Below are 25,717 nucleotides of genomic sequence, written 5' to 3'. Positions count from 1 at the left end.
CCTTCCGGTTGTTCGTCGTGGCCCTGCCGTCAACGATGCGGTCCGGTCGCCGAGGTGGCGACCGGACCGCACATCCGACGTTGTGCCTGCAGGATCAGCTGGATGTGAAGCGCTTCGGCGCCTCGCACGTCTTCGTGGCCAGGCCCTGGGTGACGAGCTTCTCCAGGGCGTTGTTCACAGCACCGCTGGATCGGCTCAGCTCGGTGCCGATCTTGGCGGGCCCGAACTCTTCGCCGGGATGCTCGTACAGGAACTCCTTCACCAGTTCGTAAAGCGCGCCCTTCGGCAGTCGCTCCTTCTTCGACGTATCCGCTGTCGGAACTTCTGAGGCTGCCGGACCGGCAGCAGCGGTGGATGCGGGCGCAGGCAAGGGCGAGGAGACGGCCTCTGGTTCATCAGCGTCTCCGGCCGCGGCCGTCGTCTCCTGCGCTGTCGTGGTAGCCGCGTCGTCACCAGTCTCGGCGACATCGACAGCGTCGCCGTTCTGTTCGTCGCACCACGTCCACGTGACGGGCACCGACTGGTCCTTGCCGGTGGTCCGGGTCGCCAGTCCTTCGGCAGCCCAGCGGGACAGGAGTTTCGAAGCGGTGGAGCGCCCGACTCCAGCTGCGGTGGCCAGGTTCGCGGTTGTCTCGCCGGGATGGGCTTTCAGGGCGCGGCGAACCTTCGTTTCCGCGGCTTCGGGTTTGGTGTCGTTCGGCTGGGTGTTCTGGGTTTCGGGCATGACAGCTCCGTTTCGGAGGAAGCGGTGGATGGTCATGCCCCGGCCGGGGCGTTGGCCCGCCGGTGCGCATCCGGTAGTTCGGGCTACACATCTATGGACGCTCCGTCAGTCGATTCATGTCAAGCGTTCGTCCAAACAAGACACATCTTTCGCCCAGAAGTGCTTGTGCCAAGCCTCAACGAAGCCCGGTTGGCCTGGTCGCGCCGACATAGTCGTCCCTGGGATGGCGATACGGCTCCACCTTGACGGTCTGTCCGAAGTCGGGCGCGTCGATCATGTTGCCGCCGCCGATGTACAGGCCGACGTGGTGCACGCGCCCGGCGGTCGCGTAGAAGACAAGGTCGCCCGGAAGCAGCGGAGCGCCGGTGGGCACGTGCGGTCCGGCCGCGTACTGCTCGCGCGAGGTCCGTGGCAACGGGATGTCGGCGGCACCGTACGCGGCCCGGGTCAAGCCGCTGCAATCGAATCCGGCGTCCCCGTACTCGGGGCCGTTGCCGCCCCACATGTACGGCAGCCCGCGTTGCCCGCAGGCGTGGTTGATAGCGGTGAGCGCAGCGGGCGTCGGCGCGACGATGTTCGCGCAGTCCCCGGCGCCGGCATTCTTGCACGACACCCCGGCGACCGCGGCCACGATGGCCTGGGCGGCCGACTGGTGCTGGCCGTACGCGTTCGGCGTCCCGGACCGCTGGACGGCCTGGGCGGCGTCGTTGAGGCTCACCTCCTGCCACCCGGATATGGCCTGCAGGTGCCGGTAGAACTGCGTGGCCGCGTAGGTCGGGTCCATGACCTGTTGGGGAGTGCCCCAGCCCTGGGAGGGGCGCTGCTGGAAGAGGCCGAGGCTGTCCAGGTCGCCGTGGTCGAGGTTGCGCAGGGTCGACTCCTGGATGGCGACCGCGACCGCGATGATCCAGCCGGGCTCGGGGACCTGGAGCTGCTTTCCGACCGAGGTGATGATCGCCGCGTTGGCGAGCTGGTCAGCTCCATAGCCAGGCACCGTGCCGGTAGTCGTTCCACTGGGCGTGCAGGTCATGCTGCCGTCGGCGGTGAACGAGGTGACGATGGCCTGCGGCACGGCTCCCAGCAGCACCGGAAGCATCGCGAGCACAACGGCGACACCGACCGCGATCTTCGACCCCATGAAGCACTCCTCGCGTGATCAAGACCCAGGACGGCGAGTTCGACTGGGCGTGGCATCCGGCGGGCTGGGAACGGGCGGCGGCACCCGATAGGCCATGGCCTGCCCGGACGTCGGGGCGATCGCGTCGTCAAGGTCAGAGGCCGCCGCCGGAGCGAGGGCTGGCCAGGCGCGCGTCAGCTCGCCGAGCTCGTACCGCGGGGAAGCTTGCTTCGCGGACGTCGCGTTGAGGGGGAGCCAGACCTCGACGGCGGGGCTCGGGCAGGCTGTATCCGAGTTGAGGAGGTCGGCGGCCGCGGTGGCGACGGGGACGTCGCCGGTTCGGTCGAGCTCGGCGTGGATGCGGGCGAGCGCTGAGCGTGCGCCGGCCTCGCGGCGGCTGGTCGGCAGCCAGAAGAGCACCGGGGTGGCGATGCCGGTGGAGTCGGCGAGCCGGGCGTAGGCGAGCAGCTTGCGGGCGAGTTTGGTCAGCGACTCGCTGCCGGTGTCGTGTTCGAGGAAGAACTCGAGCTCGCCGGTGGTGCTGTGCCAGCGGCCGTAGGCGTCGGGGATGACGAGGTCGCCGAAGTGGCGGGCGCAGCGGGTCTCCGACCACCAGGCCGTGACCCCCTCACCGCTTCGAATGGGGTCACGGCTGCGGGCGATGAGGGAGGTGAAGAAGTCGCCGACGCCGATGGTGTGGGCGAGGCGCTGGCTGTGGGCGATGGCCATCGCGCGGTCGTGCCGGTAGCCGAGGTCCTTGACCTCCAGGCCGTGCTCGGCGGCGAGCACGGCGGCGCCGGCGGGCCCGAGGACGTAGTGCATCGGTGCGGAGCCGAGCTGGCGGAAGGGCTGGAACCGGCTGACGGCGCACCAGAGGTACAGCTCGCGCAGACGCTGGCGGGTCGAGCGGCTGGACGGGAAGGCGGCGTTCTGGATCTGGGCGGAGGTCAGGACGCGGTGTTCGTAAAGCAGGGCCAGCAGCCATTTGTCCCGGGCGGTGAGGCGGGTCGCGAGCGCCGCCTGGTGCTCGACGGAGCCCGCCGCACGTGCTGCTGTCCGCCCGGGGAGATGCTGCCGGAGCTGATGCTGGCGTGTCGTCGTGGTGATCAAAGGGGACCTCCTAACTGGACGTCAGAGCTGGGCACGGCGGGGGTCGGTCTTGCGGTCCTGCGCCGGTGGAGCCGTGGTACCCGCGGGCCTCGACGGCGACGGCCGGCTCTTGCGGAGCGCAGCGCGGATGTCCTTGGCACGGCCGGGAACGGCGGGACGCATCGGCGAGGTGGTCATCGTGAACGGCTCGGTCTCGGCGCCGTTGACGACAAGCCGGGCGCCGACGTGGTAGACGCCGAGGTGCGCGAGGTCGTGTTCGGACAGCCGCGGTGCGGTGTGGCGGGCGAGTTCGCGGGCGTCCTCGGGGGAGGCGTTGAAGAAGATCTTCGACCGGGCGTTGGTGGAGATGCCTTCCTTGAGTTCGCGGGGGAGCTGGCCGAGGTGCTGGTGGGCGAGCGTCATGGCCAGCCGGAAGCCGCGGGCTTCGGCGAGCATGTCCTCGATCGGGTAGGGCAGGTTGAGGAAGTTGTGGCACTCGTCGATGACCAGCGAGGCGTCCGGGCGTTCGCGCTGCGGGACGCGGGCCCGGCCGGTGGTGGTCTGCCAGGTCCGGGCGACGACCAGAGACCCGACGAGCCGGGTCGTCTCGTCGCCGAGCGAGCCCTTAGGAATCCGGACCAGGCAGATCCCGCCCTCGTCGAGGACCTGGTTCATGTCGACGGTGGAGCGGCCGCCGGCGATGGCGTCCTTGACGAACGGCCGCAGCAGGAAGGCGCGGAGCTTGTTCATCAATGGGGAGATGACCTGGCTGCGGCTGGACTCGGTGAGTTCGTCGTACCACTCCCAGAACCCGGCCAGGACCGGGTCGGTCAGGCCGGCGACGATCCGTGCCCGGAAGGCTTCGCTGGTCAGCAGCTTGGGGAGATCGGCGAGGGTGGGCACGCCGTCTTGGGCACGGAGGGTGAGGCAGGCGGCGCGCATGAGGTCGTCGGTGCGCGGGCCCCAGAACGCGGAGTAGACGCGGCGAAACACGGAGACGAGGTTGTCGACTTCGCGGTCGGTTTCGCCGCCTTCGAGGGGGTTGAGGCAGGGCGGGCGTTGGCGGGAGTCGGCGTCGAAAAGCACGACCCGGTCCGCGGCCTGAGCTGGTAGGCGGGAGAGGACGTCGGTGACGAGGTCGCCCTTGGGGTCGATGAGCACGATGCCGCGGCGAGCGTCGGCGTCGGCGAGGATGAGGTTGCCCAGCAGCGTCGACTTGCCGGACCCAGTGGCGCCGAGGACGTGCAGGTGGTGGCGGGCGTCCGGCACGCGCAGCCCGACCGGGCGGGCATGGCCGGAATCGGCGACCCCGAGCGGCTTGACCTCGGGCCCGGGAACGGCGACACCTGGCGGTGGCGCGACGGCCTTCGCGCCGGCGCGCTCGATGCCGGGGATCTCGGCGTCGACCGGCAGGTGCGCGATCGCCGCCAGCTCGGGAACGGAGAGCAGATCACCGCGGTCGAGGCGCCGAGACTCCAGTGCCCGCGCGGGGTGGTGAAGGCGGGTCCGGGTGTAGTGGTTGTGCTCGGTGTAGGCGGCGAAGCTGGCGGCCAAGGCGTGCGCGCGGCCTCGGGCGGTGTCCCGGGCCCGTCGGACGTCGGTGTCGGTGGCGTCGACTGGGAGGTGGGTGGTGACGGCGTAGCGGACGACAGTTTCGTACTGGGAGCCGCGTTGCTTGCTGACGATGGCCCGGTTCTGCGCGGAGTACTCCAGCGACAGCTGCGGATCCTGGCTGATCCGACGGGCATCGCGCGTTCGCCCGGGCCGAGTCGCCGCGCCACCGGGCGTGATCAAGTCCAGGACGCGGCCGCGGAGCCGACCGGACGCGCCGGCATGCACTCGCCGAGCCGCGCGCCGAGCTCGACTGACCCGCCGGCCGGTCACCGGCCGGGCGAGGATCTGCACGCTGGCGTACTCGTCGCGGCCGAGGCCGACCGGCGCGCCGAGCAGACCGCGGATCGGATCGGCGTCGAACCCCGTGCGGATCGGCAACGCCTCGGGCCGCGCGAGCCGCAGCTGGCCGCCGACGGTGATGGCGCGCTGGCCGGTCTTGGGCTCAGGCAACGGCGTATCGGCGGTGACGGTGCGGGTGTGGGCGCCGGGCCACGCGGACTCGATTGCGCGCTCGACGAGACCTGGCGGGATCACGCCCGGGACCCACAGCCGCAGGGTGACGTCGTGTTCGGAGAACCGGTACTCCCAGGCGAGGTGTGGCTGGCCGGTGAACCAGCGTCGCCAGCTCGGTCGCAGCAGTCCGACGAGGTTGGACCACAGCAGGACACCGCCGGCGGGATCGACGGTCGGTGGCGCGAGCACGGTGACGCACCGCGCGTCGGTGAGCAGCGCGGTGTGGCACCGGCCTCGCCACCAGCGCCGGCCGACGGCCTGTCCCGCGATGACGATGGCCAACGTCGGAAGGACGATCGGGCCCCAGCTCAACGCCACGTCGAGGACTTCCGCGAGCAGCTGATGCACCGCGCTCCGCGGATCGGTCAGGTAGCCGCCGACCCATCCCCGCCGGATCATGATCCGACCTCCGAATCGGCTGGGCCCAGGTCGACAACGTCATCTAGCGCGGTTGTGTCGCCGAAGTCCTGGGCGATCTCGGCGAGCTCGGCCGGGTCGGTGGTGACGAGGACGTTCTCCGTCGGTGAGGCGAGTGCTTGGAAGGCGACCCATTCGGTGCCGGATCCGAGGAGGCCTTGGCCGCGGTCGGCGGTGAGCAGGAACTGTCGCTGGCCTTCCGAAAGGTTGAAGGTCGCGGCGATCTGGTCGATCGCTTGCGGGGACTGGCGTAGCAGCACGCTGGTGGCGGCGTTGGCCACGATGGCGCGGCCGAGGTCGCTGCCGAGGACGTCGTCGATGTCTTGGGTGGCGACGGTGAGGCCGGCCCAGTGCTTGCGGAAGGTCTTCGACATCCGGAACAGGTACTTCGCCCCCTCTGTCGACTGCATCAGCAGCCATGCCTCGTCGACGACCACCAGCCGCCGGCGCCGGTCGGCCGGGTTGGACACCCGTCGCCAGATCGCGTCGAGGGTCAGCAGCGTGCCGATCGCTTTGAGTTCGTCGGGTAGGTCCCGCAGGGAGAACACGACGAGGTGACCGTCCGGTGTGGTGGTCGTGGGGCCAGAGAAGAGGTCGGCGAAGGCGCCGTCGACGAACGGGTGCAGCCGCGCAGCGAGTTCCGCGGCTACGGCATCGCCTGCGGCGGCGAGAACGTCGCGCAGGTTTCGCATCAACGGTGTTGGTCGAGTCCAAGTACGGGAGTCGGTGGTGATGCCGGCGTTCGCGTAGGTCGTCGTGAGCGCGGCGTCGAGGACGGCACGTTCGCCGGCGGTCAGCTCGGCGCCAAGGCACACCGCGAGCACGGTCTGCAGAAACAGAGCCCGTCGGGTCAGCGCGTCCTGCGGCGCGGTCCGGCGTCCGGCCGCGGTCGTGTGGATGGGCAGGTCGAAGGGGTTGAGTCGGACCCCTCCGCCGCCGAGGTGGACGTAGGCGCCGCCGACCTGCGCGGCGAGGCGGGCGTATTCGTCTTCGGGGTCGATGACGAACGCCTGGATGTCCCGGTACAGGCTGCGCAGGGTTTCGAGCTTGACCAGGTAGGACTTGCCCGAGCCGGACCGGCCGAGCACCACGGCGTTGTGGTTGTCGCAGGCGAACCGGTCCCAGTGCACCAATCCTTGCGAGCCGACGTTGTAGCCGTAAAGGACACCGCTCGGCGAGGTCGACGTCGGATCGACCGCGGGCAGGTCGGGTGATGTGAAAGGAAATGCGGCGGACGCGGCGGCGGTGTCGAACGTCCTTTTCAGACCGAGCGAGTCCAGTCCGAGCGGCAGCGTGGTGACCCAGCCTTGCAGCGAGCGGTAGGTGGCGGGTTTGGCGTCGAGCAGCAGCGACGCGCACAGCGATCGCAGCGCCGACACCTCCTCGGCGAGCGATTCCTCGTCGGGCGCGTGGATGGTCAGGTAGAGGCCGAACTTGAACAGTCGGCCTTCGCCGCGGGCGATGCGCCGCGACAGGTCGGCGGCGTCTTCGGCGGCCGCGTCGAGATCGGGGTCGTCGAGCTGGTCGTGGCGGGCGTGGTGGCGGCGGGAGGACTCCAGCCGGGCGCGCTGTTTCTTCAGCCCGCTGGCTGCGGTGATCGGGTCGACCGGCTGGACGTGCACGGAGACGTCGAGCCGGGCGGGGTAGGTCAGCAGTGGCGCGAGCCAGCCTGGGTAGACCTCTTGCGGGTAGCCGGTGACTCCGAAGGAGGCGACGCATTCGTTGCCGACTTCGAGGTGGCGGCTGCTGATCGACAGCGCGTCCGGGGTGAACGCCTCGGCCGTCGAGCTGCGGTGTTGGGTCCTGGACATTGCGGTCACCGGTCTTCGGTCTCGTCGTCGTAGAGGTCGGCTCTCGCCGCGGCGGTGACGATGTCGCTGGCGCCGGCGAGCGTCGCGGAGGGTGGGAGGAAGGTGTCGGGGTTGCAGGCGGCGGCCAGCACTCCGGTGGCGGTCGCGGCGTCCAGCGCGGTGACGGCGATCCCGGCCGCGGTGAGTAGCTCGACCGCCTCGGTGAGGCGCCGGAGGAGTCGCTGCTCGGCGGCCTGGCGCGCAGCCGGATCGATCGCTCGGGGTGTCGGGTCGCGGCGGAGCCGTCCCAGCGCCGAACCGACGCTGCTGCCAACAGCCGGCCGGGTGGGCTCACGCAGGACGAGCAGGACCTGGCGGCGCAGCAGGTCGGCGTGCTCGGCGAGGTGAGCGAGGTAGTCCGCGTGGTCGTGCGCGGCGGCTTCGAGCGCGGGGTGGGGGAGCCCGCCGGCGCGGTCGCGCAGCTCGTTGATCTGCGGGGCGAGGTCGAGCCGCTCGGCCCGGACGAGGAACTGGACGGGGGCGGTCAGCGAGTGCAGGTAGCGGGCGAACGCGCTGACGAGGGCTTCCTGCTCGGCGGGGGTACGCAGCGAGAAGTTGACCGTCGAGCAGGCGGCGATCACCGCGAGCCCGTCGTCGCCCAGGTCGATGACGCCGGCGGTCGTTCCGCTGTCGACACCGCGCGCGGGCAACTCCAACGGCGTCGGCGCCACGTCATCCCGTCCCCGCTCAGCGGCCAGCCAGGCCGGAACTTCCTGGACACCCTCCGGGGCCGAGACCTGGTGGCGCGGGGTGAACCGCTGGCGGACCGCCGCCACGAGTAGACGGTCGAGGGCGATTCCGTCGCGGCGTCCGAGCGCGACCACGGTGACCGTGAGCGCGATCGGCACCGCGAAGACCAGGAACAGCGGTAGCGGGATGAGGTTGCGGGTGGCGTTGTAGAGGGCGTAGAGCAGCAGGCCGGTGACGCCGAGGATCGCCAGCTGCCGCGCGGTCAGCGGACCGAGCACGCGGTCGGGTCGGTCGACGTCGGCGGGAATGCGCACGGGATGGGACATGACCTGGCGACCTCACTTCGACTTCGGGCCGCGCCGCAGCGGCAGGCTCACCGGCAGTGGCAGCTGGTTGCCGGCGGGTTTCCGCGTGGGCGCGGACGGCGTGGGCGGTGTGGATTTCGGTTGGCGGCGGAGGCCGAGCGGGAGCGGGTACTGCCCGGACGCGAGCGGCCGGTTGCCGCTGAATGCGTCGGGCGCGGGGCGTCGGTGAGCGCGGGCCCCGCGGTTGATCTGCCCGGACGGCGTGATCAGACCCGGCCCGGTCTGCGGTGCCCGGTTGGTTCGGCCGTGGTCGTCGAGGTCGTCGGCAAGGCTGCGCCGGGCGGGCCGCGCGGCTTGCGGCGGCAGGTGAATCGGCAGCATTCCCGCGCTCGGCGGGATCAGGGCGTTCGGCAGTGTCGCGGGTGGGCGGGCGTTGCGGTTGATCCGCCCGTCGGGCATCAGCAGACCCGGCTGGCGCGGCGGCCGAACCGGTACTGGGTGGGCGAGGTCGTCGGCGAGGGTGCGCCGCGGAACGCGGTCGGGATCGCGCCGCACCGTCATTGGCAACCCGAGCTGATCGGCCGGCAACGCGTTCGGCAAATCCTTCAGCGGCAGCGCGTGCCGGTTGGCACGCATAGCCGGTTTCCCCTCGCGAGTATGCGAGGCGAACAACGACAGCTGGCCGGGAACCGGCGTCCCGTCGAGCGCACCGGCCCGCGGCAGTTCTTCCCATCCGCGTCGTGGGCTGCGGATCGGGCTGGTGGTGCGGCGCAGCCGCATCGGCAGCATGAACTGCCCCGACCGCGTCGCCGGCGGATCCGGTGGCGCGCTCGACCTGCCGACGCGCGGGCGTCCCGCTGCGCGAGCACCAGCGGCGCCGGCGAGCAGGCCCATCGTCTTGTAGGCGATCACGCCGCGCGCGACCCGCTCGAGCAGCGAGGGGCGCCCGGAGCGCAGCGGGGCGAGAAACCAAAACGGGATCTTGATCAGCACGTACATCAGCGCTATGCACAGCAGCAGGTTCATCAGCGACGACAGCGACGGCCCGAAGATGGTGAACCCGCCCGGCGCGAAGAACACCCGCACGGTGACCACGAGCGTCAACGACTGACCGACCTGGATGGCCAGCACCCCGCTGGTGCCTTTCCACCAGAGGTAGGCGATGCCTTCGGTGTGGGGGAGGGCGTGGAACATCAGCGCGATCGGCGCAGCGGCGACCAGCAGGATCGTCACAATCACCCGCACGACGAACACGACCAGCAGGACCAGCAGCATTGCCACCAAGACGAGCCCGAGAATCCCGAGGAAGATGCTGCCGCCGTGCAGGGAGCCCTGCACCATCGTGATCAAGCTGTGGGTCATCTGAGCCGGGTCGACGCCTTCGCCGAGCACGGCGGCCGAGAGCGCGTTGGCGACCTGGATGCCCTTGGTCATCAGAAACAGCGAGAGCGTCCCGGCAAGGAATCCCACAACGAGCCGGGGCGCGAGTTCTTTGACGGTGTAGCGGGCCTGCAGCGTCTGGTAGCCCATGATGATCAGCCCGGCCAGCAACACCAGGATCACGTAGGCGGTGAGCAGAATGTGCCACGAGCCGACCCACACCGCGCCCAGGCCGGGCAGCTGATCCGGCTCCGGAGTGGTCAGCAGCGTCTTGCCGAGCAGATCGAGCAGCGGGTTCATCCCGGCGGCGACGACCGCGGCGAGCAACGCGCTCGCGGCGACGACCATGCAGCTGGTGAGGTCGGTCAGGCCGCACTCCGCAGCATCGCCACCGGCGCCGTCCGGGACCTGAGCCGGCGGCGGGGTACTCGGCACCAGCGTGGACGGCTGCGGAATGCAATTCGGCCCCTGACACGGCGAGCTGGTGGCCGGCGCGCAGCCGGGATCCAACGCCCCGGGGAAGCACGACGGCGGAGCAGGCAGCTCGGTGATCGGCGGCAGGGGAGTCGCCGGAATCGACGGGACCGAGCTCGTGCTTGGAAGGTGGCAGGCCGGTTCCGCGGAACCCGGCTCGCATCCCGGGTTGGGTGGTAGCGGCAGCGGCGGCTGTGCTGGAGCGAGCTGGACTGCAGCTGTCGGTCCCGGGCTGGCGGCGGCTGCGCTGGACGTGACACCGCCGAGCACCGCCACGAGCAACCCCGCCACGGCGACAAGCCAGAACGAGCGGCAGCGTCGCGACGGCCGGATGGAATTTCCGGGTGCGACCATGCGGCGTGATGCGTGGACGGACATCGTCTACACCCCGCCGACGATCGTCTTGAGGATTTCGACGACGAGCGGCGCGAGCGCGGCGAGACCGAACCCGATCCCGGCGGCCTTGAACGCGCCCTTGGCCTTCTCGATCTCGCCGGGGTCGTTGGACGCCATCAGGTAGCGCAGGCCGCCGATGGTCAGGAAGACGAGCGCGACGCCGGCGAGGATGCCCATGATCCACGAGCGGATATTCGACAGGACCTGATCGACGGACTGCGCGAGCGCGACGTACTGCACGGTCTCCGCGTGCGCCGCGGAACCACCGAGCAGGAACGTGGCGATGGCCAGCGTGCAGCCGAGCAAGATGACCGGGCGCCGACGAGATAGCGCTGGAGAGATAGGAGCTTTCGGCACAGGACCGCGCTGGCGGCAACTCGTCGCGCGAGCGAGCACTCGGGCCGTCGCATAGGTATCGTGCCGGTTCGGCGGCAGGCGGACGGGTGTGCGGTGACCGGGGCGGTGCGAGATCAGTCGCATGAGGACGCCTCCTGAACGGCACCCGGTTCCGACGTGGACCGGGATGGGCGAGGGCAGGCGGGCACTCGCGTCCCGCGGTCACCAACTCCGAAATTCGGCGGCCGGGGAGACACCGGACGCCGCGTCTTCTCCGGCTCGCTGGCGACGTTGCGCCGCCTCTTCGGGCGCGCTTCGAGGTCGCGCTCGCTGAGGGTGTCGAGGTAATCGGCGAGCTTGCGTTCGGCGCGGTGCCGGGCCTGCTGGGTCGCCTTGTACGTCTGGCCGCGGGCCTGCGCCGCCTCGGCCAGCGACAGCTCGCCGAACCTCGTGTCGCCAATCAGCGCGGCGTCGGCGGCGGTCAGGGCCCCGGCCTCGACGGCGGCGAGCAGCACAAAATCGGGGTGTCCGCCGGCGTGCTCCGGACCGGGCGCGCGAGCGCCGAGGTCGGCGACCGGGGCCGCGGCGTCGAGCGCCTCACGCAAGGCGCGGTGGCCGGCGCGGTAGGCGGCCCAGCGCAGCCGGACGAGGATGGCCGGCCGGGTGAGGTCGACGTTGGCGAGGGCTTCGAGGAAGCCGGTCAGCACCGCGGCGTGGATGTCGTGGACCTCGCCGCGGAACCGGCTGGTCAGCTTGGCCGCGACCGGCAGCAGCACCGGCAGCGCCAGCCCGACGCACGCGACCGTCCACGTGCCGCCCTCGGCACGCGACCGCGTCACGAGAGCGCTCCACACCGCGTCCCGCGTCTGCTGTGGACATCCTTTCGCGACGGTCAGCTTGCCGACTTCGTCCAACGGCACGAGCCGCGGTGGCAGCCCGCGGACCTGGCGGCCGTCGAGGGCGACCGGGTGCGGTCCGGTGACCAACCAGGCAAACGCGGCGCGGGCGGTATCGAACACACCGGGCTCGCCACGCGGACGCGCTGGAGGCTCGGGGGCGGGGTGTTTCGGTGACGAGGGGTGGTCCATGGCGGCACTCCTGAGCGAGCGGAAGGTGACGTCGCCAGGAAGCCCGCCGGGGCGCCTCAAAACCGCTTCAAGCCCAGTTCAGAGGCGTGCCAAAGCCGCTTCAAAGCCGTTTCACGCCTGCATGCCCGCCTCGAAATCGCGGCTCCGATCCGGCGGCGGACCTGCCCGGACTTCGCCACGGAGATCGGACGCCGGACGGAAACACGGATTCCGCGTGACGGTGTCTCTTGCCGGCCTCGTTCCCGGAGTTAGCCGGCGACCGCGCAGAAGCCACCCGACTCGATCGGTCGGTGGCCCGCCTCCGGAGGTTCCGCTCGTGACTCGACGCCCACCGTCCTCGGCCAACCGGCCGTCCAATCGAGACGACTCGACCCACCCGCAGCGCACTCGGCCCGCCAACGGCATCCCATACCCGGGCGCACCCGACCCCGCCGACTCGGGCAGTCGCACTCGCCGCTCCCCGAAACGACCGGCCACCACCCGCGAGCTGGCACCGATTCCGCCGACGGTGTGGACGGCCGGGCCCGACCCGATCGACCCGGCAGCCACCTGGCCGGTGCCGATCATCGAGACCATCACGACCAGCTTCTCGGCACCCGGCGCCCGGGTCCTGCTCGCGCCATGGCCGGCCACTGAAGGGGTCGCGAGCCGCGCAGAGCACGTCGGCGAACTGGACGCCGCGCTCGATGCCGTGCACGCGCTCGGTCGCCACCCCGCGATCACCAAGCTCGAATCGCAGACCACGGACGACGCGTCCACGAGCGGCGACACCACGTCAGCCTCGGTGGCCGTCGAGCGAGTCGACTTGGTCATCACGTCGCTGCCGCCGGAACACGGCGCCGACGGCTCGGTCGACACGCTGGCGATCGCGGCCGCCCAGGTCCTCGCCTTCGGCGGCATCCTCGCCGTTTACACCCACAGCGACTGGTCGAGCGGCAGGTTGACCGACCCGTCAGGCCCGATGATCGCGGCCGCGCAAAACGCCGACATGCTCTACCTCCAGCACATCGTCACCCTCCACACCCCAATCCGGAACGGCCGCCTGCAGCTGCCCACCGCGACGGACCGAACCGACCTCGCACCCGGCGGCCGAGAACTCGGCGGGCTGATGACGCACTCGCGGGCGCACGGCGACGTCCTCGTCTTCGCCCAAGCTCACGCCGATGCCGCACAGCCGGAAGACCTCCGATGACCAGCCGACCGAAAGGCAGGTGCACCGCCGTGACCACCACACCGCCGACCACCCCGACGTCCTCGGCCGACGAGCCGACCATGCCGTTGTCCCGCGCGTTCATCGACGCCCTCGACACCACGCCGCCCACCGACGCTCCGACGGACTTCGGGAGGTTGCCGGTGTCGGTGTGGGCGACCGCGCAGGCCTCGCCGGCCGCGCAGCGCAAGGACCGGTACGTGCCGGAGTCGACCGCGCACCCGGCCAAGATGCTGCCCGCCGTCGCCGCGCACGCCATCGAGCACTACACCAAACCTGGCGAGGTGGTGCTGGACCCGATGTGCGGGATCGGCACCACGCTGGTCGAGGCGATCGATCTCGGCCGGCGCGCCGTCGGCGTCGAGTACGAGCCGCACTGGGCCGACATCGCCCGCGCGAACCTCCGCTTCGCCCGCAAGCGCGGCCACGACCACGACGGCCGGGTCGTCCGCGGCGACGCCCGCCAGCTCGAAGCCCTCCTGCCCGGCGAGTACGCCGGTCAGGTCGCTCTGGTCGTGACCTCGCCGCCGTACGGCCCGTCGGTGCACGGCCTGGTCAGCACGAACCGGGATGCCGGCGTCGACAAGGTCAGCAAGCGCCACTACCGATACGGCAGCGCACTCGACCGCGGCAACCTCGCCAACATCGGCCACCACCGCCTGCTCGCCGGTTTCACCCGCATCCTCACCGGCTGCGCCCGCGTCCTGCGCCCGGGCGGCCATGTGGCGATCACGGTCCGGCCGTGGCGCGAGCACGCTGAGCTGATCGATCTACCTTCCCAGGTCATCGCCTGCGGCGTCGCGGCTGGACTCGTGCCGGTCGAGCGGTGCGTCGCCCTGCTCGCCCGCTTGGCCGACGCCGAGCTGGTCGCACGAGGCAGCTTTTTCCAGCGCGACTTCATCCGCAAACAGCGCGAGGCCGGTATGCCGTTGCACCTGATCGCCCATGAGGACGTCATTGTCTTGCGTGCTGAGGTTGGTGATGCGAGCCGGCCGATCGAAGTGCGCGACGAGTACGGCGCGATCGGACCAGGGCACTGGGCTGCATGACCGGCGTCGGACTCACCGGGCGGAGGCGTAGCCCGGCTGGCAATGGCGAACGAGCGTATCGCAGCGCTGGCGGCGACAGCCACCGTTGTCCCACCGTCACCAGCTGACGTCGTTCGCTTGAGACGAGGTTCGTTTGGTAGAAGATGAAGCCGCCGCCGGGCAAGGTCCCTACAGGCGGCCGACGATGGATGAGCTCGTGGAAGAGGTCCTTGAGGAGCCGCCTCCGGCCAGCGGTTTGGGGGACTTCTCGGACCTCGCCGCGGTGGGCGTAGTTTCGCACGCTTGGCGCAATAGCCCCAGGAGGGCGTCCACGTCGACCCATCGTCGCGCGAAGGAATCTAACAAAGCGATCTTGCTGTACGTTCGAGCAATTGCGGTGCGATGGCATCGACGTACCCCTCCCGACGTTCGACCTAGTCATGGAGGTGCTCTGAAAGACTTGATCGCCTGCTTGGCTGGGCGTCGGATGGCAGGTGGCCGGCGTTCAAACGGTTCTCCAGAACGGCAAGCTTTTCCAGCACCTCGGCGAGGGTTGCCTCGACACGTTGGTCGTGCTTGGACTGGTCTGCTTCTGTTTGCTCGACGGTTTGCAGTCTGTCCACGAACCAGGCGGCAATCGACGCGGTGACCACTCCCAATACGGCGATCCCGGTCAGCATGACGACAGCGGCGATCGATCGGCCGTCGGTGGTGACCGGGTAGCGGTCGCCGTAGCCGACCGTCGTGAGGGTGGTCAAAGCCCACCACGCGGCGTCGCCGAAGGTGTGAATGTTGGCGCCGGTGGCGTGCCGTTCGACATCCAGCATGCCGACCGCGCCGACGAACATGACGATGATCGCGGTCGCGGTGATCTGAATCGCTGTTCTGACGTGGAGGTGGGATCGGGCGCGCTGGGTGGCGTGCAGGGCGATGGCGCCCGAGCGAGTGAACCGAACCAGTCGCGCGAGTCGGGCTATCCGCAGCGTCCGCAAGACCGGTACGACGATGACGATCAGGTCCGGGATGTGGCGTACCAAGAACCGTCCCGGCCGGGGCGCGAGGAAGAGTCGAACCAGGTACTCGACTGCGAAGGTTACCCAGATGACGGTGTCGGTCAGGGCAAGCGCGGTCAGCCAGCCGGTCGGCAGTGTCTCGTCGAGTACCGGGATGACGAGCACGGCGAGGAAGACGAGTGAGAGGGCGAGCATCGGCAGTTCGCCCCACCGGATGAAGCGGTCATAGGCCTCACCTGTCCGGAGTCGGGCTAGACGGCTGGGCGGGGCTCGTCGTGCGGTGTCTGGATGCATGAGCAGAGCCTCGCCCGTCTGCGGGCGAAACGCCATCGTCGATTCTGTGCGGAAGGTCGGCCGCTCACCGAAGAGGTCGTGTCCCTCGGCTTCCGGCCATGGTCCGGTTGTCGCCGCGCTCGTCGGCTGGGAACCACTGCCTACTCACACCCAGCCGGCCCTGTCGTCACAGTGGAGTTCCCTTGCCTGGTGAAGGGGCGTAGGTTGAAAGGGTGGCCGGTCCTCCGGCCTCATCAGTGCTGGTGACGTCGGTCCAGACCCCGCTGACGCAAGATCGGTCAACGGGATGCGAGCAGGACATGAGCAGAATTCCCGGCGCTGGATTTCAGGATGGTCAGCGGCTGGACGATTTCGGTCCGCTGGCGTTGCCGTTCCCGGATTTGCCGCGGATGGAGCTGGAGAAGCTCCTCGGCGAGGTCGCGGCCCGTGCGCAGGACGTGCTGGCGACACAGGGGCGGCTGCGGGCGTTGTTGCGCGCCCATGCCATGGTCGCCAGTGATCTGAGCCTGCAGGTCGTGCTGCAGCACATCGTGACCGCGGCGAGTGAGCTGGTGGAGTCCCGTTACGCGGCGTTGGGTGTGATCGGTGAGCACGGGCTGCTGGACGAGTTCGTCCACACCGGGATGGACGCCGAGGTGATCGACCGCATCGGTGAACTGCCGCAGGGCCGGGGGATCCTGGGGCTGCTGACCCGACGGCCGGAGCCGATCCGGTTGACCGATCTCAACAGCCATCCCGACGCGGCAGGGTTCCCGCCGGGCCATCCCCCGATGGACAGTTTCCTCGGGGTGCCGATCCGGATCCGTGACCGGATCTTCGGCAACCTCTACCTCACCGGCAGCGCGAACGGTGAATTCAGCGACGAGGACGAGCAACTGGCCGTGGCGCTGGCGGCGACGGCCGGGGTGGCGATCGACAACGCGCGCCGGTTCGACGAATCCGAGCAACGCCGCAGGTGGCTGGCCGCTTCGACGGAGATCACGCAGCGCCTGTTCGCCGGGAACGACGAGCATCCGCTCGACATGGTTCTGCGTCATGCCCAGGACGGCGCGTCCGCCGATTTCGCGACGCTCGCCCTGCTCTCGGAGTCCGGGCGGTTGGAGGTGACCGCGGCGATCGGGGTGCTGGCCGGGTGCGTGCTCGGCACCGGGGTGGAGCTGGACGGCAGCCTCGCCGGGCAGGTCGTGCGGTCCGGGGTCCCCAGCCTGACCGACGACTACGCCGCCGCCGGCTTCGCCGACCTTCCGGTACCGATCGGCTCGGTCGTCGTGGTTCCGCTGTCCGCCGGCGAACACGCTATCGGCGCGCTGAGCGTGGCCCGGCTGGCCGGGCGGCGCGGGCTCACCGAAGCGGACATGGCGCATCTCGCCGGGTTCGCCAGCCACGCCGGGGTCGCGATCGAGCTCCAGCGCGCCCGCGTCGAGAAGCAGGCGGTGCGCATCGTCGACGAGCACGATCGGATCGGGTCCTCGCTCAACGAGCACGTGAGCGGGAAACTTCACGCTGTCGCGACCGGCTTGCAGGGCCTGGCCAGCGCGAGTACCCGCCCGGCGGTGCGGGACCGGCTCAAGTCCTACATCGCCGTCCTCGACGACACGATCGGGCGCATCCAGTCCACCGTCTACGACTTCGATCCCCGCTCGCAGAAGACGGAGAACTTGGGCGAGCGGCTGATGACCGTGATCGACACCGCGTCGTCGGTGCTCGGGTTCGAGGTGGAGACCAGTTTCACCGGGAGCCTGGCAGCTGTTCCGCTCGGTGTCACCGACGACGCGGTGGCGATCGTCGAGGACGCGCTGTCGGCGATCACGCGGCAGGCCGACGCCACCGCTGTCGAGATCCAGATCAGCATCCTGTCGGAACTGCTCACCCTCGATGTCGTCGACAACGGCGTCACAATGGCTGCTGCGGGCTGCCCGGCTACGCCGGCGTCGAACGGGTGCCGCAGCGGTGCGGGCACGCTCGGGCGCAGCACCGGCGCGGATGGCAGCACCCACCTGACCTGGACCGTTCCCGTACCGCGGCGCGAGGGCGAGGACCGACCCCTCGCCGTCGGTGTGGCGGTGGCGCTGGGCAACGGTTGCGGCCGTAGCGGGAGTGGTGGCGTCGCAGCCGGCTGATCGGCGATCACCCTTCGTTCTCAATTCGCGCCGGTAGCGCGCTCCACCGGGCGGACACCAAAGTGGCCGCTGGTCCGGCATGTGCTTGGCGCAGGCGTGAGCGTCGGGTTCGGGCAGCAGCACGGTGTTGCCCGGCAGGTACACCCGCGGGCCGGTCACGGGGGTCGGCTCGCAGGGTTCGGCGTCGTAGGACAACCCCGGGGAAGCCGGTGATCCGGCAGGGCTCGCCGGTATTGGTGAGGAGGACGGGGGCGACGTAGTTCCCGGCGCCCATGTCGCCTTGCCCCAGTTCAGCGTGGCGGTCGTGCACTGCTTGACCGGGGCCGCGGTCGCGGGGCCTGAGGTGTGGGTCGGCGTCGGTGGCGATGCGGTTGTCGGAGCCGATGACGTTGCCAGTGGTGTTGACACGGGACCCCGTGGTGGTGCAAGGGCTGGTGGTGCCGGCTCCTGGGTCGCATGCGGTGACGGCCAGGAGCGCGCCGGTGCTGAGGAAAATTGGGCGGATGTCGAACCTGCGTCTGCTCACGGTGTTCCTTTCGGCTGCCGGGTGCGATGGTGTGGATGTGCCGCCCATATGTGCGTGACCAGGCTGGCCTGCAGCGGGGATCTCCGGTGTTTCACGGTCCGGAGGGCAAAACTCCGCGCTGCGGGAGAGAGCGCCGCAGCCCGGTCAGCTGACGCCCGTCAGGCCTCGGCGGGAGTCTTCCGTGGTGAACGTCAGATATTCGATCGGCCGCCCGAAACCCTCATCACGGCCCTGACGCGCGCCGCCCGGGTCGGGCGAAGGACCTTCGGATCGGTGGTTTGTTGCCCTAGCTGCTCGTGGCCTCGCGCGGTCGGATGGAGACCGCGGTCGGTCAAGAGCACGGGAGGCCTTCGGTGATCGAAGTCGGCGAGTCAGCGCGATGGGTGCGCAGGTGGGCGGAGCCAGCGCTGCTGGTTGCCACGGTGGGCGCGCTGCTTGCCGGCGGGGTGGCCTGGTTGGTGGGCGCGGACGTGGTCGCCGACGTGTGCTGGGCGGCCGGGACGCTGATGGCGGTGCTGCCTGCGGTGTGGTGGGTGGTTGCGGCGCTGCGGCGGAAGCAGGCCGGGGTGGACCTGATCGCGGTGCTGGCGTTGGTAGGCACCCTGGCGGTCGGTGAGTACGTGGCCGGGGCGCTGATCGCGGTGATGCTGGCGACCGGCCGGGCGCTGGACGCCGCGGCGGAGCGACGGGCGTCGCACGATTTGCGGGCGTTGCTGGAGCACGCGCCCCGGTCGGCGCGTCGGCGGCGTGGCGACACGGTCACCCTGGTGGCGTTGTCGGAAGTGGCGGCCGGGGATCTGCTGGTCGTCGGCCCGGGCGAGGTCGTTCCGGCCGACGGCGTCGTCGACAGTGGGTTCGCGGTTCTGGACGAGTCGGTGTTGACCGGCGAGCCGCTGCAGGTGGAGCGGTCCGCAGGCGATCCGGTGCGCAGTGGGGTGGTCAACGCCGGAGCGGCGTTCGAGCTACGGGCCACTGCCACTGCGGAGGAGAGCACGTACGCGGGCATCGTGCGGCTGGCGCGGCAGGCGGGCGCGGAGAGCGCCCCGGTGGTGCGGTGGGCCGACCGGTACGCCGCCTGGTTCCTGCCGTTGTCGCTCGTGGTGGCGGGGCTGGCGTGGCTGGTCAGTGGCTCCGCGGAGCGCGCGGTGGCCGTGCTGGTGGTCGCCACGCCGTGTCCGCTGTTGCTGGCCGCGCCGGTCGCGATCGTGTCGGGGCTGTCCCGCTCCTCCCGGCTCGGGGTGATCATCCGCGGTGGCGGAGCCCTGGAGACGCTCGGACGCGCACGGACGCTGGTGATGGACAAGACCGGCACGCTCACCACCGGGCGGCCCGCCGTCGTGGAGATCGCGGCCGCACCGGACTGGCAGCCGGACGAGGTACTGCGGCTGGCCGCGTCGGTGGACCAGCTGTCCCCGCACGTGCTGGCGGAAGCGATCACGGCCGAAGCCCGCGCCCGCACCCTGGCGCTGTCGCTGCCCCAGGACGTGGTCGAAGAGCCCGGTCGGGGTGCACGCGCGACGGTCGATGGCCGCAGGATCGAGGTCGGCAAGCCGGGACGACCGCTCGGCGAGGAGCCGTGGACGGTGGCGGTGCAGAGCCGGGCAAGGCTGGACGGGGCCGCGGTCGCATGGCTGACGATCGACGGCGCGGTGGTCGGGGCGGTACTGCTGCGTGACCCGTTGCGGCGCGACGCTCCTCGCACCCTGCGGCGGCTGCGCGGCGCGGGGTTGCGCAGGCTGGTCATGCTGACCGGGGACCGCCGCGAACCGGCACAGGAGATCGGCACCGTGCTGGGCCTGGACGAAGTGCGTGCGGACCAGACGCCCGCCGACAAGGTCGGCGCCGTCCGCGAGGAACGCGCGCGTGAGGTGACGGTGATGGTGGGTGACGGCGTCAACGACGCGCCCGCGCTCGCCGCGGCCGACGTGGGCGTGGCCATGGGCGCGCGCGGCTCCACGGCGTCGTCGGAGGCCGCCGACATCGTCCTGACCACCGACCGGCTGGACCGGCTGGCCGACGCGATGGACATCGCCCGCCGCGCCCGCCGCATCGCCGTGCAGAGCGCCATGACCGGCATGGCACTGTCGCTCGCGGCGATGGCCGTCGCCGCCGTGGGATGGCTGCCACCCGCCGCCGGCGCGTTGCTGCAGGAAGGCATCGACGTCGCGGTGATCCTCAACGCGCTGCGGGCCTTGCGTGGCAAGCCTGCCGGTGGGCTTGCGCTCGCCCCGGCCACCGAGCAGCTGCTGCACCGGTTCGCCGCCGAGCACGACGAGTTGCGCGGCATCATCCCGGCGGTACGCGACGCCGCCGACCTGCTGGCCGCCGGCCCGACTCCGGAAGCGTTGCGTGAGCTGCAGCGCGTGCACACGCTGCTGTGCGAGCGGGTGTTGCCGCACGAACGGGCCGAAGAAACCCAGCTCTACCCAGCTCTCGCGGGTCCGCTGGGCGGGCCGGAAGCGACCGCGACGATGAGCCGGGCGCACGCGGAGATCGAGCGGCTCACCCACCGCCTCGGCCACCACCTGCAACTGGCCGGATCCGCCGGCCGGATCGGCCCCGGCCAGGTCGACGACCTGCTGTCGGGCCTGTATGGCCTGTCCGCCGTGCTGAGTCTGCACTTCGTCCAGGAGGAAGAGAGCTACTTCGCGTTGGCGGCGGAGCCCGAGGAACTGGGGAAGCGGTCATGACCCTCGAGCGGGAAGCTGTGGTGGTGCGGACGGAGGAGGTGCCGTTCCTGGTCGCCGGTTCGCGATGTGCGGCCGGCCGCCGGCTGGGCCGCCGGACTCCGCGCGACGGTTCGCCGCCCGAGGCGTGGCGGTCCTGGTCTTCGATTACCGGCACTTCGGTGCCGGCGAGGGGCAGTCCGCGTCAGCTGCCCCGTCGACATCGTCGGCGTCTCCACCGGCGGCAGCATCGCCGTGCAACTGATCTCCGTTGTAGCAGTGGTGTCCATTGCGGTGGTGGTCCAGCTCGTCAAACTCGTACCGGCGGCGCGCTTTCGCCGGGACCACGATCGTTGGGAGTAATCGGGGTACGGCGGCGACGTAGCGCTTTGCGGAGTTCTTCGAAGCCGAGCACGGTGGCCGCCAGCGTGGTGGCGATGACCCAATCGGTGGCGGTGAGGGCGGTCGTGCCGACCAGTTCCTGCGCGGCCGGAACGTAGACCGCGCAGATCTGCAGGACCAGCACAGCGGCGAGGGCGGCCCAGAGGCGCCAGTTCCGCAGCAGCAGCGGGCCGAACACCGTGGCGTTTTCGTCGCGGACGTTGAAGAGATTGAAGACCTGATAGAGCACGAAGGTCGTGAAGGCCAAGGTTTGCGCGGTGCCGGTGCCGCGGTCGAGGCCGAGCCAGTAGGCGTAGAGGGTGCCGGCGGTCATGAGCACGCCGGTGCCGGCGATACGGGCGAGACGGCTTCCGGTGAGGATGTGCGCGCCCGGCGGCCGGGGTGGTTCGTGCATGACGGCCCGGCGGGCGGGTTCGAGGCCGAGGGCCAGTGCCGGTGGTCCGTCGGCGATGACGTTGACCCACAACAACATCAGCGGGGTGAGCACCGCGGGTTCGGACAGGAAGACCACGGATCCGGCGACCATGGTGAGGATCGCGGCGAGGTTGGTGCTGATCTGGAAGCGGACGAACTTGACGATGTTGTCGTAGATGGTGCGGCCTTGGCGGACCGCGCCGACGATGGTGGCGAAGTTGTCGTCGGTGAGGACCATCGAGGCGGCCTCTTTGGACACGTCGGAGCCGGTGATGCCCATCGCCACGCCGATGTCGGCGCCTTTGAGGGCGGGAGCGTCGTTGACGCCGTCTCCGGTCATGGCGACGGTCTCGTGGTGGCGTCGCAGCGTCTGCACGATGCGGATCTTGTGTTCGGGGGCGACGCGGGCGAACACGCCGACGCCGGGTGCCTCCTGTTCGAGGGCGTCGTCGTCGAGCCGGTCGATGTCCTCGCCGGTGATGCCGCGGCCGGTGATGCCGAGGGCGCGGGCGATCGAGGTCGCGGTGGCGAGGTGGTCGCCGGTGATCATCTTGACGTCGATGCCGGCGGTGTGGCACTCGGCGACCGCGTCGGCGGCCTCTGGGCGGGGCGGGTCGAGGATGCCGATCAGGCCCACGAGAACGAGCTCTTCAGGGAGCTCCGGAGTCGCGGTGGCGTCGGTGTCGGCGTGGTCGATGTCCGCGACGGCGATGGCCAGCACGCGCTCGCCGCGGCCGGCGAGTTCCTCGAGCACCGCGGAGATTTCGCGGTACCGCTGCTCGTCCAGCGGGCGGTCGCCGTCGGCGCAGCGGACGTGGGTGGCGCGGCGGAGCAGGACGTCCGGGGCGCCCTTGACGCACACCCGCACGCCGGATCCGTGGCGGTGGAAGGTGGCCATGTACTTGCGGCCGGAGTCGAACGGGATCTCGGCGACGCGAGGGGCGGCCTGGCGCAGTGCGGTGACGTCCAGCCCGGCTTTGCCGGCGAGGGTGACCAGGGCACCCTCGGTGGGGTCGCCGACGAGCGTGCCGTCGTGGACGACGGAGTCGTTGCACAAGGCGGCAGGCACCAGCACATCGCGCAGATCGGGCACCGGCCCGTCGTCTTCAGCGGTGATCGTGCCGTCGGGGCGGTAGCCCTCGCCGCCGATCCGGTACCGGCGGCCGGCGTGCCACAACGAGCGGGCGGTCATCTGGTTGAGGGTGAGCGTGCCGGTCTTGTCGGTGCAGATCACCGTGGTCGAGCCGAGGGTTTCCACGGCGGTGAGGCGTTTGACGATGGCCTGCCGCCGGGCCATCCGACGCATTCCCAGGGCGAGGGTGACCGTGACGACCGCGGGCAGGCCCTCCGGGATGGCCGCCACCCCCAGTGCGACGGCGAGGGTGATCACTTCGCCCAAGCCGCTGCCGGTGACGAACTGCATCACCGCGACCAGGATGACCGCGATCCCGGCGAGGTAGGCCAGCCGTACCCCGAGCTTGTCCAGCTGCCGCTGCAGCGGGGTGCGGACGGCTTCGGTGCGCTGCAGCAGACCGGCGACCTTGCCGATCTCGGTGGTCATGCCGGTGGCCGTGACCAGCACTTCGCCGCGGCCTCGGGTGACGATGCTCGTCATGTGGGCCATGCAGGCACGGTCGGGCAGACCGACGTCGCCGGGCAGAGCCTTGCCGGTCTTGGCGACCGGGACGGACTCGCCGGTCAGGCCGGACTCGTCGGTCTCGAGGGTGACCTGGGCGAGCACCCGTCCGTCGGCGGGGATCCGGTCACCCGCTTCGACCAGCACGACGTCGCCGGGAACGAGGTCGGTGGCGGGTACCTCCACGACACGTCCGTCGCGACGAACCCGCGCTGAGGGGCTCAACATCTCCCGCAGGGCGGCCACGGACTGGTCGGCGCGGCGTTCCTGGAAGAACCCCAGCACGCCGTTGAGACCCAGGACCAGCCCGATGACCAGGGCTTCCCGGAACGAACGTTCGACCACGCCGGCCAGCACGGCGGCGAGCACCAGTACCACGCTCAGCGGATTGGCGACCTGTGCGACCAGCGCCTGCCACCACGGCCGGGCCGCCGGCTCGGCCAGCCGGTTCGGTCCGGCGGCCGCGAGCCGGCGTGCCGCCTCCGCTGCGTCCAGGCCTTGGGCGGGGTCCACGCCGAGCCGCGCCGAGATTTCGGTCGTTTCCAGCCGCCACGGCTGCGAAACCGCCGGCGGCGCAGTGCGGTCACCGGTCAGCAAAGGGCCTTCTCCGGCACCGCGTTCCCGGCCGGTCACGGTCGGGGTGGGACGACGGCCACCGGGCAGGCGGCGTGGTAGATGAGGGCGTGGCTGGTGGAACCCAACAGCAGACCGCGGAAGCCACCCCGGCCGCGGGAGCCGACCACGACCAGCTGGGCGTTCTCGGCTTGTTCGAGCAGTGTGTGAGCGGGCCGGTACCGGGCGACGACCAGCTCCACCGGCACGTCCGGGTACTCGGCTTGGGCAGGGGCGAGCCACTCGCCGACCAGCGCCCGTTGCTCGCGTTCGATGACGTCCCAGTCCACGTCCACGCCGATCTCCCCGAAGCCGCCCAGTGGCAGGTCCAGGCAGGTGTGCACCGCGACCAGCGGCACGCCACGCGAGGCGGCGGCGCGGAACGCGAACGGGATCGCCGCCGCGCTGGTGGGTGACCCGTCCACGCCGACGACCACCGGCCCCTCGTGCCGCGGCTCGGTCCGGGCGTCGGCGCCGCGGACCACCACGATCGGGCAATGGCCGTAGGTGGCCACCGCCACGGCGATCGACCCCACCACCAAGCCGGTGAACCCGCCCAGGCCCCGTGACCCCAGTACGACGAGCTCCGCCGACGCCGAGCGGGCGATCAGCTGCTCGGCCGCCCAGCCGCGGGCCAGATCCGTGCTCGCATGCACGTCCGGCGCGGCCTCCCGCGCCGCCGACTCCGCCGCATCGAGCCACTCGCGGCCGTACTCGAGCTGCGCGCGGTGGTAGGCGGGCACCAGCGCTTCCGCATAGGGCACGGCCACCGGCACCAGCGCGCAGGCGTGGACGATCACCAGCGGCAGATCTCGCCGGACCGCCTCCTGCGCTGCCCAGCTCACGGCGTGGGTCGCGGCGGTCGAACCGTCCACCCCCACCACGATCGGCCGGACGTCTGCTTCCACCATCGTCAGTCCTTTTGAAGGTCGTGTTCGAATATTCGTCAGCCGGAAAGCCACACGGCCGTCCACGCCACTGGTGCGCCCCGAGCGCACTGTGCAGCAGAAGGTTCATTGTGAGGATCCCCTCGGGTTGCCAGGACTGGAAAGGGCACAAGGTCACCAGTGGTGAGCACGCTTTTCGCGATGCGATGACCGGCGCGAACCGCCGTGAGCACGACGCGCCGGTTGGCCAGGTGATGTGGACGATTCCACGTCCAGCGGACCGAATGCCTGTGGTGGTGGCTGGTCATCGGGAGCCTTTGGTCCTTCGGGCAGGGGACCTGTGGTTCTGGGTGGGCTCGCGCGGGGCGAAGACGATCAGGGCATGCAGATTCACATCAGCACCGACAAGAACGTGCACGGCAGTGATGCCCTGATGCGACGCGTCGAGCAGGAATTCGAGTCCGCATTTTCCCGGTCCTCCGACCGGATCACGCGCTTGGAAGTTCACCTCGGCGACGAAATCTCTGCTCGCGGCGCCGGGGTGGATCGGCGTTGCGTGCTCGAAGCTCGTCTCGCCGGGCATGGCGCTGTTTCGGTGACTCATCATGCCGGCTCGGTGATCGACGCGTGCCACGGCGCGATCCGCAAGCTCGAGAGCGTGCTGGAGAGCAAGTTCGGTCGGCTGTACCAGCACAAGGGCGGGGAGTCCATCCGTCACCCGGGAGTACCGGCCGACCCGAGCCAGGCCGGTACCCCCGCCGCCGGCGCACGCTGACGAGCACACCGGCGAGGACCAAAGCCCTTCCGAGCGGTGACCTACGGCACCCGGCGGTGGACCGTTGTGCGGTGTTCGGGCACGGCCTTGGCCTGGTGCGATGGAGAGAAAGGCGGAGCACGGACTTCACCGTCTGGCCGC

Annotated in this window: 17 protein-coding genes; 5 read left to right on the top strand and 12 right to left on the bottom strand. The window is 70.6% G+C overall.

All coding sequences use genetic code 11. The features are described 5' to 3' along the window. Positions 1–94: 94 nt before the first annotated feature. The 9 genes from AB0F52_RS39170 to AB0F52_RS39130 form a co-directional block, all read right to left on the bottom strand. Entirely contained in the window at positions 95–724 is a 630-nt protein-coding gene (locus AB0F52_RS39170) for a helix-turn-helix domain-containing protein (protein ID WP_360182129.1), read from the bottom strand. Between the two features lie 175 nt (positions 725–899). After that, positions 900–1,862, bottom strand: coding sequence for a C40 family peptidase (locus tag AB0F52_RS39165; RefSeq protein ID WP_360182126.1), 963 nt, complete (start codon positions 1,860–1,862; stop codon positions 900–902). An 18-nt stretch (positions 1,863–1,880) separates the two neighbouring features. Then, positions 1,881–2,951 (bottom strand): replication-relaxation family protein, encoded by a 1,071-nt coding sequence (locus AB0F52_RS39160; RefSeq protein WP_360182123.1) that lies wholly within the window; start codon positions 2,949–2,951, stop codon positions 1,881–1,883. A 21-nt stretch (positions 2,952–2,972) separates the two neighbouring features. Further along, the gene (locus AB0F52_RS39155) at positions 2,973–5,456 is read right to left on the bottom strand and encodes a DUF87 domain-containing protein (protein WP_360182120.1); all 2,484 of its coding nucleotides are present in this window, start codon (positions 5,454–5,456) and stop codon (positions 2,973–2,975) included. Next, on the bottom strand, positions 5,453–7,285 hold the full coding sequence (locus AB0F52_RS39150) for a DUF87 domain-containing protein (RefSeq protein ID WP_360182117.1): 1,833 nt from the start codon (positions 7,283–7,285) through the stop codon (positions 5,453–5,455). Before AB0F52_RS39150 ends, AB0F52_RS39155 begins: the two co-directional genes overlap by 4 nt. Positions 7,286–7,290: 5 nt before the next feature. Further along, positions 7,291–8,340: a PrgI family protein gene (locus AB0F52_RS39145; RefSeq protein WP_360182114.1), complete on the bottom strand. Its 1,050-nt coding sequence runs from the start codon at positions 8,338–8,340 to the stop codon at positions 7,291–7,293. A 12-nt stretch (positions 8,341–8,352) separates the two neighbouring features. Beyond that, a complete protein-coding gene (locus AB0F52_RS39140) occupies positions 8,353–10,047 on the bottom strand; it encodes a hypothetical protein (RefSeq protein WP_360182111.1) in 1,695 nt (564 codons plus the stop codon). Positions 10,048–10,554: 507 nt separating this feature from the next. Continuing rightward, positions 10,555–10,878, bottom strand: a complete 324-nt coding sequence (locus tag AB0F52_RS39135; RefSeq protein WP_360182262.1) for a pilin — start codon at positions 10,876–10,878, stop codon at positions 10,555–10,557. A gap of 161 nt (positions 10,879–11,039) precedes the next feature. Then, complete coding sequence (locus AB0F52_RS39130) at positions 11,040–11,924, bottom strand: sigma-70 family RNA polymerase sigma factor (RefSeq protein WP_360182108.1); 885 nt, start codon at positions 11,922–11,924, stop codon at positions 11,040–11,042. A gap of 385 nt (positions 11,925–12,309) precedes the next feature. On the opposite strand from AB0F52_RS39130, the gene AB0F52_RS39125 reads away from it, so the two are divergent. Beyond that, positions 12,310–13,185 (top strand): hypothetical protein, encoded by an 876-nt coding sequence (locus AB0F52_RS39125; protein ID WP_360182105.1) that lies wholly within the window; start codon positions 12,310–12,312, stop codon positions 13,183–13,185. Then, positions 13,182–14,252, top strand: coding sequence for a DNA methyltransferase (locus tag AB0F52_RS39120; RefSeq protein WP_360182102.1), 1,071 nt, complete (start codon positions 13,182–13,184; stop codon positions 14,250–14,252). Before AB0F52_RS39125 ends, AB0F52_RS39120 begins: the two co-directional genes overlap by 4 nt. 413 nt (positions 14,253–14,665) lie before the next feature. Here the strand turns inward: AB0F52_RS39120 and AB0F52_RS39115 are convergent, their stop codons facing one another. After that, complete coding sequence (locus AB0F52_RS39115) at positions 14,666–15,574, bottom strand: potassium channel family protein (RefSeq protein WP_360182099.1); 909 nt, start codon at positions 15,572–15,574, stop codon at positions 14,666–14,668. A gap of 263 nt (positions 15,575–15,837) precedes the next feature. On the opposite strand from AB0F52_RS39115, the gene AB0F52_RS39110 reads away from it, so the two are divergent. After that, positions 15,838–17,658: a GAF domain-containing protein gene (locus AB0F52_RS39110; protein WP_360182096.1), complete on the top strand. Its 1,821-nt coding sequence runs from the start codon at positions 15,838–15,840 to the stop codon at positions 17,656–17,658. Positions 17,659–18,606: 948 nt separating this feature from the next. Then, positions 18,607–20,874, top strand: a complete 2,268-nt coding sequence (locus AB0F52_RS39105) for a heavy metal translocating P-type ATPase (protein WP_360182093.1) — start codon at positions 18,607–18,609, stop codon at positions 20,872–20,874. Between the two features lie 286 nt (positions 20,875–21,160). On the opposite strand, the gene AB0F52_RS39100 is transcribed toward AB0F52_RS39105, so the two are convergent. Both AB0F52_RS39100 and AB0F52_RS39095 read right to left on the bottom strand, forming a co-directional pair. Next, entirely contained in the window at positions 21,161–23,899 is a 2,739-nt protein-coding gene (locus AB0F52_RS39100) for a cation-transporting P-type ATPase (RefSeq protein WP_360182090.1), read from the bottom strand. A gap of 32 nt (positions 23,900–23,931) precedes the next feature. Next, positions 23,932–24,825 (bottom strand): universal stress protein, encoded by an 894-nt coding sequence (locus tag AB0F52_RS39095; RefSeq protein ID WP_360182087.1) that lies wholly within the window; start codon positions 24,823–24,825, stop codon positions 23,932–23,934. A 358-nt stretch (positions 24,826–25,183) separates the two neighbouring features. On the opposite strand from AB0F52_RS39095, the gene AB0F52_RS39090 reads away from it, so the two are divergent. After that, the gene (locus AB0F52_RS39090; protein WP_360182084.1) at positions 25,184–25,576 is read left to right on the top strand and encodes an HPF/RaiA family ribosome-associated protein; all 393 of its coding nucleotides are present in this window, start codon (positions 25,184–25,186) and stop codon (positions 25,574–25,576) included. The last annotated feature ends 141 nt before the right edge of the window (positions 25,577–25,717 follow it).

The organism is Amycolatopsis sp. NPDC024027 (genome assembly GCF_040638975.1).
In the GTDB taxonomy this organism is placed as follows: Bacteria; Actinomycetota; Actinomycetes; order Mycobacteriales; family Pseudonocardiaceae; genus Amycolatopsis.
Note: the sequence above shows the minus strand (reverse complement) of the source record. Positions and strands in the feature narration are given on the sequence as shown.